5 protein-coding genes and 2 pseudogenes are annotated in these 9311 nt (G+C 56.8%); 3 read left to right on the top strand and 4 right to left on the bottom strand.

Annotation, left to right across the window (positions count from 1 at the left end; translation table 11 throughout):
• The 3 genes and pseudogenes from malF to yejK form a co-directional block, all read right to left on the bottom strand.
• Positions 1–1037, bottom strand: a pseudogene (gene malF / locus ACTG2U_RS21400) (maltose ABC transporter permease MalF); the annotation flags it as partial.
• A 75-nt stretch (positions 1038–1112) separates the two neighbouring features.
• Positions 1113–2294, bottom strand: a complete 1182-nt coding sequence (gene malE / locus ACTG2U_RS21395) for a maltose/maltodextrin ABC transporter substrate-binding protein MalE (protein ID WP_005333871.1) — start codon at positions 2292–2294, stop codon at positions 1113–1115.
• A gap of 407 nt (positions 2295–2701) precedes the next feature.
• Positions 2702–3750: pseudogene (yejK, locus tag ACTG2U_RS21390) on the bottom strand (nucleoid-associated protein YejK).
• 73 nt (positions 3751–3823) lie between these two features.
• Between yejK and ACTG2U_RS21385 the strand changes: the two are divergent.
• A complete protein-coding gene (locus ACTG2U_RS21385; protein ID WP_005333874.1) occupies positions 3824–4051 on the top strand; it encodes a YejL family protein in 228 nt (75 codons plus the stop codon).
• A 47-nt stretch (positions 4052–4098) separates the two neighbouring features.
• Positions 4099–5949 carry a DUF3413 domain-containing protein gene (locus ACTG2U_RS21380; RefSeq protein ID WP_439973842.1) on the top strand — a complete coding sequence of 617 codons (1851 nt, stop codon included), beginning with the start codon at positions 4099–4101 and terminating at the stop codon, positions 5947–5949.
• An 84-nt stretch (positions 5950–6033) separates the two neighbouring features.
• On the opposite strand, the gene ACTG2U_RS21375 is transcribed toward ACTG2U_RS21380, so the two are convergent.
• Positions 6034–6819, bottom strand: a complete 786-nt coding sequence (locus tag ACTG2U_RS21375) for a MetQ/NlpA family ABC transporter substrate-binding protein (RefSeq protein WP_429011565.1) — start codon at positions 6817–6819, stop codon at positions 6034–6036.
• A 603-nt stretch (positions 6820–7422) separates the two neighbouring features.
• Here ACTG2U_RS21375 and asp point away from each other — a divergent pair.
• Complete coding sequence (gene asp / locus ACTG2U_RS21370; protein ID WP_429011491.1) at positions 7423–9297, top strand: serine protease Asp; 1875 nt, start codon at positions 7423–7425, stop codon at positions 9295–9297.
• The last annotated feature ends 14 nt before the right edge of the window (positions 9298–9311 follow it).

Genomic DNA, 9311 nt, shown 5'->3' with positions numbered 1-9311 from the left:
AGCTCTTCCCACTGCACCAGACAGGCCAGCACCATGCCGATAGCCAAGGTGAAAGCGACGGAGCAGGTTGAGAAGATCACGGTCCAGATGAAGATCTGCAGGAAGGGTGACTGGATGCCCGGATCGGTGACGATGCGCGCGAAATTCTTCCAACCGACGCTCACCACAAAGCCCGGAGCAATGCCCTTGCCGACAAACTGACCCTGTTCGTCGATGTACTGATAGAAGCCGGTCTCACCATTGGGCAGCATCAGCTCGCCATTCTGGGTATCACGCAGCAGGTTGCTGTCTTTGATCACCACGCCGGACTTGAGCACGGCACCATCCATCAGACGGGTGTAGTGCTGCTTCTGGGCGGCAAACTTGCGCAGACTGCTCAGGGTCAGGTGGGTACCGCCATCCGGCAGTACCAGATCAAGGTCACTCAGATGAGTACGATGCTCAACAATGGCGCGGATCGGTGCGGCCTTGCTGGCAGCTTCGCCAGTGAAGGGCTGCAGCTCGACCACTTGCTGGGTGTTCTGCACACGGCCCTCGCGGGACGCCAGCTCACGGGCCTTGTTGGTCATCAGGGAAACAGGTTGGCTGATAAAGGATTGATCATCCTGTGTCAGCAGCAGCTGGAACTGGCCATTGTCGCCACCCAGCAGGGTAAAATCGAATTCACCGCCCGCCACCTTGTAGGTTTTCTTCAGGTGGTAGTCCCGCGCCTGCTCCACGGAGAGCAAGTTGGACCCCGAATAGTTGGTGAAGGCAATGCCAATGGTGTAGGCAAGAGGGAAGATGATAAACACAACCATGCCCGCAACACCCGGAAAGATGTAGCGATGGGCATAGGTCTTCTTGTTCATGAAGACATACAGACCGACGGAAACCACCACCAGATCCAGCAGCGCGAATACCCACTCGCCACTGGCGTACATCATCACGGCTGCGTAGCCGTTGAGGATGGCAACCAGGGCCGCTATGGTCCACTTAAGCCAGGTGTGCTTATCCTTCGGACCGGCATAGGACTCAACAGAAGGTACTACTTCCATGCCAATTAACCTTTATAACGCCAAGAGAGATTTGAGAGAGTGGGAGGCCATGACGGCCTCCCGGGTAGTGCGTGCTTACTGAACGATACGCTTGGCAGCGGTATCCAGAGCTTCGTCAACACCCTGACGGCCGGAGGTCACGTTCTTGAGGGCAGTTTCGAAGGAAGACCAGAAACGGCTCATCTCGGGAACGGATGGCATCGGCTCGCCAGCCTGGGCGTTCAGCATGGTGGCCTTGATGTGCGGATCGGATTCCAGGGTCTTCTGGAAGGATTTCAGCGCAACGGCACCCAGCGGCTTGTCGGCGTTAACCGGCGCCAGACCGGCATCGGTCAGCAGGTAGTTTTCCAGGAACTCGATAGCCAGATCCTTGTTCGGGCTGGCGGCGTTGATGGTGGCACCCAGTACGCCAACGAAGGCTTTGGCCGGCTTGCCGTTCAGGGTCGGCAGCGGCGCTACGCCGTACTTGATGCCGCTCTTGTCCAGGTTGCTCCAGGCCCAGGGACCGTTGATCATCATGGCCACTTCGCCCTTGTTGAACTTGGCGTCCATCACACCGTAGTCGATGCCTTTTTCCAGGTGACCGGACTTGATCATCTCGGAGATGTAGCCCACGCCCATCTTGGCACCTGCGTTGTTCACGCCGGTATCTTTGACGTCATAACCGGTAGCGGTTTTCTTGAAGGCGTAACCACCGTTGGCAGCCACCAGCGGATAGCTGAAGTACGGGGTGTCATAAGCCCACATGATGGCGCGCTTGCCGTTTTTCTTCAGAGTCTCGTCAATCTTGGCGATCTCTTCGAAGGTTTTCGGCGGCTCGGGCAGCAGGTCCTTGTTATAAATCAGGCTGACAGCTTCCATGGCAACCGGGTAACCATAGGTTTTGCCATCAACAGTCATGGCATCCCATGCCAGCTGTTCAAATTTGCCTTTGGTGGCAGCGTTCGGCGTTACCGGAACCAGCAAACCGGCTTTGACCCACTCACCGTAACGGTCGTGAGCCCAGAAGAAGATGTCCGGGCCGTTGCCAGTGGCGGCGGCTTGCTGGAATTTCACTTCAACCTGATCCGGGTGAGCCACAGTAACCTTGATGCCGGTTTCTGCTTCAAACTTCTTACCCACTTCAGCCAGACCGTTGTATCCCTTGTCACCGTTGATCCAGATGGTCAGCTGGCCTTCATCGATGGCAGCAGTAGCAGAGCAAGCGACGCCAAGAGTGGCCAGACCGATCAGGGATGACAGCAATTTCTTTTTCATGAGCCTTTCCTTGTATTAGTTCCGCGCTGTAAGAGCATTGTGTGCGAGATGAATATTATCCCAAGCGGCAAACGGCTCACATGACGCAACTCGCATTTTTGAAATGCAATTACGTATTTCCTTCCAGAAAGTTTTGAAAACATTTTCTTATTTCAGGGAATTACGGCCATTTATCGGCTTAATTCCAGACAACCACAGAATAATAATTACCAAAATGAAATAAAATTTCACGAGTGAAAGGGTTTTCACCTCAATGAAAACCCTTTCAGATGGTTTATTTTGTTTGATTTGTTAACAAAGTACCGCGCCAGTTTCGAGGTCTGCCCGGCGCAATAAAAAAAGAGACCCCGCCGGGGCGGAGTCTCTTTTTGCGAGAAATGACGACCTGATCACACTCGGGAGCATGACTACGACTGGCGCAGCAGCTGATCCTTAAGATTGGGCGGCACACCCTTGATGGTCAGGGTGTCGGTCTGAGGGTCGTAAAAGATCCGGCTGTTCAGCAGCTTTGCTCAAAGCTCAGAGTCAGACCGCCGCCGGAGCCAACAAACTTGGTCAAACCACGCAGGGTAGAGCGATCCGCCGGGAAGCGCTCTTCCAGCTCATACTCCTGACCGATAAAGCTGTAAAAATCGAGGTCACCGTCGCCAGGCAATTCTGCAGACAACTCCTTGATTTCGATCTCTTCACCGGCACTCGCCTGTTCGGTGCAATATTTGAAGACCTGCTTTTTATAGTCATTGCGCTCGGTCGGTTCGAGCTGACGACTGTCGCAATAATCTTCGACCGCCTGCAGCAAGCCTTTATTTTGTACCTTGGCATCCATGCCCTCGCGGGCGCCCAGCAGATCCATAAAGAAGTCGCCCAGTTTGCGACCAATGCGCCCCTTGCTGAAGGTGATATAACGGCGCGAATCAGGTTGGGTTTTCCATTCGGTCAAATCAATGCGGGCCACCAGATTGAGTTTGCCGATATCCAGATACTGGATATGGCGCAATTCCAGCGCTTCGCTGACGGTGACGCTCTCCTTGCCCTCCAGCAGGGCAATCAGCAGATAATCGACCCCGACGTAGTTATATTTGGCAAACAGCAGCACCCCTTGCTCATCGAGGGCGTGCTCCACCAGCTGCTTGACCAGCATCTGGGTCACGGTGACCGAGAAGGGAACGAATTCGGTCTGCTCGTCGAGCAGCTGTTCGAGGGCGATACGAAACGCGGGTGAAGGCTGCTTGGGAGCCTCTTCACCGTCGGCCAGCTCGGCGACGGCGGCCTCGGGGTCAGCAAAGAAGCCAAAGCCCTTGCCACCCTTGCCGTTGTAGATCCGATGCAGTTCCGCCATCAGTCCCTGTACCGCCTCATCAGGGAGCAGGGTCTGGCTGCGGGTATCGGCGTGGGGTTGACCATCGCCGCCCTGGCGCAAGGAGTGAAGAATGATCTTGTCGATATCGAGACTCATGTCACAAAGCCATAGTGTTAGCCGAAAGGGTGAAGTATTATAAGGCGCTTTGAACCGAGATGAACTGAAGATTATGCCTATCGTATCAAAGTACAATAACGAGCAATTTGACGCCCTGATGAACGACCTGATCACCGCGCTGGAAAAGCATAAAGCGCCGGTAGATCTCAGCCTTATGGTGCTTGGCAATCTGACCACCAATATCATCAACGGTATGGCACCGGCCCAGCGCCAGGCCATCACTGAAAAGTTTGTCCAGGCCCTGACCGCATCGGTCGATAATCGCCACGACGCACACTGAGTCCCCGACTCTGTTGATTTGACGTTTCTCAACGCAGATGGATCACTATGGTCGAAACCGGTAACCCCTATCGTGATAATGTCTCTCGCCTGATCACCTGGGGGCATTGGTTCTCCTTCTTCAACATTATTCTGGCCATGCTCATCGCCACCCGTTATCTGGGTGCCATCAGCTGGCCATCGACCACGCTTGGCGTGATCTACCTCGTTGTAAGCTGGATTGGCCACTTTTCGTTTCTGAGTTTTGTCACCTACCTGTTGACGATCTTCCCGCTCAGCTTCGTGCTGCCCAAGGAGAAGTCGTTGCGGTTCATCTCGGCCATCATCGCCACCCTGGCGCTGGTGCTGCTGCTGATCGACACCCAGGTATTCCGGCTGTTCAAGTTCCACCTCAACAGTCAGGTATGGCAGTTGCTGCTGGATCAGGCGCAAACCGAAGAGGGCTCAATCTGGAGCATCATCTTCGTTGCCGTGCCCACCATCTTCCTGCTGCAACTGCTGCTGTCGGCCTATGTCTGGCGCAAGATCAACAAGCGCAAGCGCCGCCAGTACGGCAATCAGGTGGGGCTGGCCCTGCTGATCTGCTTTATTCTAACCCACGTGGTCAACAGCTGGGCGGATGCGACCCTCTATCAGCCGATCACCATGCAGAGAGCCAACTTCCCCCTCTCCTACCCCATGACGGCCCGCTCCTTCCTGGCCAAACATGGCTGGCTGGATCTGGATCAGTACGAGAAGCAGGCGGCCTCCCAGGGGGATAACAGCGACAGCCGGATGCACTATCCGCTGCGCCCGCTCAACGTCAACGCCCCCCTGACTCACAACAATCTGCTGATTGTGGTGGTCGATTCGCTGCGCTTTGACATGCTCAACAACATCAACATGCCCAATCTGCAGCGCTATGCGGATCAGCATCTGACGTTCCGCAATCACCTGAGTGGCAGCAACGACGACCTGATGGGCATGTTCAGCCTCTTCTACGGGTTGCCCGGTCACTACTACAAGGACATCAGCAGCGACAAGCGTCCGCCGGTGCTGTTCGATGAGATGCTGCGCCAGGATTACCAGTTCGGGCTGTTCGGCGCGATGGAAGATGCCCAGAAGTATCGCAAGAGCATCCTCGCCGGTCTGCGCAAACAGGTGTTTGTCTCAGAGCAGAGTGACGATGGCAAGCTGCTGACCGACTGGCAACAGTGGCTGGAGAAGCGCTCTCCCGAGCGTCCCTGGTTCTCGCTGGTCTATCTCTCGAGCCCAGGCGACTACCAGTTACCCGCCACCATGAAGGGGCCGTTCCAACCGGAGCTCGCCAACTTCAATCCGGCGACCGCCTATCGGGCGGAGAACCTGCAAAAACTCGAGAACCGCTACAAGAACTCGGTCTTCTATACCGACCAGTTGCTTGAACAGATGCTGACCAAATTGCAGTCGCAGGGGATGGACAGCAACACCATCGTCGTCATCACCTCCAACCACGGTCAGGAGTTCAACGACACCCGCAGCAACAGCTGGGGCGCAGGCAGCAACTACTCACCCTATCAGGTGCAGGTACCGCTGGTACTGGCCTGGCCGGGGCGCGGCAGTGACGTTCGGGAGCAACCGAGCAGCCATTTCGATCTGGCGCCGACCCTGATGCAGGGGATGCTGGGCGTGCGCAATCCGGCGCGCGATTACAGCGTTGGCCGCTCGCTGTTTGATACCAGCCCGCGCAACTGGCTGCTGGCCGGGGATCAGAATGACTTCGCCATCTATGAAGGGGAGACCATCACCCACTTCAACAAGCAAGGTGACTTCGAACTGCTGGAGCGCAACAGCTATCGCCCGATCAAGCACGGCACCCCGGATATGGGCGCCATGATCCAGGTGATGAACGAGCTGAACCGCTTCTATCGCAACCAGTGAAGCGCCCGTTGATGGCTTGATACCATAAAAAACGCCCCGAATTCGGGGCGTTTTTCGTTGTATAGCCGGCCACGTTCACGACAGTTAGCCACCCCACCCTTGCGGGTACTTGTAGCCGACGAAACGCTTGGCTGCATAGGCTTTGAAAGCCGCCGAGTTGTAGGCTGCCGCCACATCTTTGGCAAACGGCTGATCCGCATCTGCGCTTTTCACCACCACCCAATTGATAAAATCGTAGCTGCGCTCCAGAAACAGTCCTTCAGTGAACGGGATTCCGCTGGAGGCGGCAAAATTACCGTTGATCACCGAGAAGTCCACATCCTCGCGCGAGCGGGGCAGTTGCGCCGCCTCCAGCAACACCAGCTTGAGATTGTGCGGATTGTTCACCACATCAAACTCGCTCGCCTTGAGCGGGTTGATCCCCTCCTTGAGGGTCAGCCAACCGAGATCCTGCAACATCAGCAGAGCCCGCGCCTGATTGGTGGGATCGTTGGGGATGGCCACCGTGCTCCCCTTTTTCACCTTGTCGAGTGCCGCCAGCTTGCCGGAGTAGAGCCCCATCGGGCCAGTTGGCACTTGGGTAATGGGTGCCAGCGACAAGCCGCGATCTTTGGCAAAACTCTCCAGATAAGGTTTGTGCTGGAAGCAGTTCACATCCAGTGATCCGTCAGCCAGAGCAATATTGGGAGTCACATAGTCGGTGAACTCCACCAGCTTGACCTTATACCCCTTGGCCTCCAGCTGCGGCTTGATGGAGTCGGTCACCATGTCGGCAAAATCCCCCACCGTAGTACCAATCACAATCTCCTGTTTGGTCGGCAAGGACGCATCGGCGGCAACCGCGGAAAAAGAGAGGCTCCCGACCGCCATCGCGGCAATAAAGGTGCTGGCGCCAGCAGTGGCACGCAAGGAAGCAGTGCAAGAAGAAGGTAAGAAGGAACGAAACGGCATAGGGACTCCCTGTCAGGTACGCATCAAGCTATGGGCCTGCGGCGGGGCCGCCCTCAGAAGTAACGCCCTTCACACCGCAGCAATCTAGCCATCCAAACGGCCATTTCAATTACCATAACAGAGCCATCCACCGCCGCCAAGCAATAAACTGCTGGTTCCACCTCATCACCCTTGCTGTCATCCCCGAATGCATAGCGGCTCTCACGTTGGCACACACAACCATGCCGCTCACGTTCAAGAGCGCACGAGCTCCCCTCGGGATTGTCCCGAATCGGGATGGCTGCGGCGAAGGAGAGTCGCGAGAGGAGTGAATTACAGATAAAAAGATCAGTAGTGGGCGGTGAGAACCATTCTCAATAGAACACATAACCAGCGTCATTGGAATACCTACCATAAACCAGATCGGATTTCTTTGAACCTCATTGCGTTTTTTGAAAATGGCTCTTTTTGAACCCCTGCCACCCGTGTATAGATTTCCGTCGCACTCAGGATGGTGCGATCCAAGATGGAGTTAAAAAAATAATGAAGCAAACATCGTTAGCACTGGCGATCACAGCACTGCTGTCGACCCTGCCCAGTGCGCTCGTTCAGGCAAATGAAGGTTGTGCGCCGCTCACCGGCAAGGAGAGCGGCATGGATATCGGACGCAGCAGCACCGAGCGCTGCCTGCCAGGTGCCAATCCCCTGCAGGATCAGCAGTGGTATCTGCTCAACAGCGGCCAGGATGGATTCAGCGCCCGTGGCGGTATAGCGGGCAATGATCTCAACCTCTGGTGGGCTCATCGCACCGGCGTGCTGGGCCAGGGAGTCAATGTGGCCGTGGTGGATGATGGTCTGGCCATCGCCCATCCGGATCTGGCGGACAACGTGCGTCCGGGTTCGAAAAACGTGGTGACCGGCAGCGATGACCCGACACCGACCGATCCGGATACGGCCCACGGCACCTCGGTCTCCGGCATTATTGCGGCGGTGGACAACGCCATCGGGACCAAGGGGATTGCCCCGCGAGCCCAGTTGCAGGGTTTCAACCTGCTGGATGACAACAGCCAACAGTTGCAGAAAGATTGGCTCTACGCCCTTGGCGACAGCGATGCCAGCCGCGACAACCGGGTGTTCAACCAGAGCTACGGCATGAGTGTGGTGGATCCCCGCTCTGCCAACTCTCTGGATCAATCCCAGCTTGATCGCCTGTTTGAACAGCAGACCCTCAAGGCGCAGGGCGCGGCCTATATCAAGGCTGCCGGCAACGGCTTCAACAAGATAGCGGCGGGCGGCTATGTGCTTAACCGCACCGGCAATGGCCCCAAATTGCCGTTTGAAAACAGCAACCTCGATCCCTCCAACAGCAACTTCTGGAACCTGGTGGTAAGCGCTCTCAACGCCGATGGCGTCAGATCCTCCTACTCCAGCGTCGGCAGCAACATCTTCCTGAGCGCGACCGGCGGCGAGTACGGTACCGACTCTCCGGCGATGGTGACCACGGATCTGCCCGGCTGCGACATGGGTTACAACCGCACCGACGATCCCAGCACCAACCGGCTGCACGGCAACCCGCAACTGGATGCCAGCTGCGACTACAACGGCGTGATGAACGGCACCTCCTCCGCCACCCCCAGCACCTCCGGCGCCATGGCGCTGCTGATGTCCGCCTACCCGGATCTGTCGGTACGTGACCTGCGGGATCTGCTGGCGCGCAGCGCAACCCGGGTCGATGCCACACAGAAACCTGTGATGGTCAGCTACACCAGCAGCACCGGCAAGGTGCGTGATGTGAAAGGGCTGGAAGGGTGGGAGCGCAATGCCGCCGGCATGTGGTTCAGCCCCACTTACGGTTTTGGTCTGATCGACGTCAACAAGGCCCTTGAGCTGGCTGCCAATCACCAGCCCCTGCCCCCGCTGGTACAGCTGCCATGGCAGAAGATCAATGTCACCGGCAGTGCCGCCGCCATTGCGGATGTGGGCAACAGCCCGACCAGCTCAACAACCCGCATCGCGACACCATTGACGGTAGAAGCGGTTCAGGTGATGGTGAGCCTGGATCACCAGCGTCTGCCCGATCTGCTGATCGAACTGGTCTCCCCCGCCGGCACCCGCAGCATCCTGCTGAGCCCCTTCAACAGCCTGGTCGGCCAATCTCTCGACCAGCAGCAGCTGGGCTTTGTACGAACCAAGGGATTGCGCGACATGCGGATGCTATCCAACAAGTTCTACGGCGAATCGGCGCAAGGCACATGGCGACTGGAAGTAACCGATGTTGCCAACGGTACCCGTCAGGTCTCTCTGCTCAATCGCGAGACTCGTGAGCGTACCACCCTGACCGAGCGCAACAATCGCCAACCGGGCAAGCTGATCTCATGGTCCCTGCGGGTCCTGGGTCACGATGCCAACCGCAGCTAACACGCTAGGAGTAT

The sequence above is a fragment of the Aeromonas sp. 95A genome (assembly GCF_051919235.1).
In the GTDB taxonomy this organism is placed as follows: Bacteria; Pseudomonadota; Gammaproteobacteria; order Enterobacterales; family Aeromonadaceae; genus Aeromonas; species Aeromonas veronii.
Note: the sequence above shows the minus strand (reverse complement) of the source record. Positions and strands in the feature narration are given on the sequence as shown.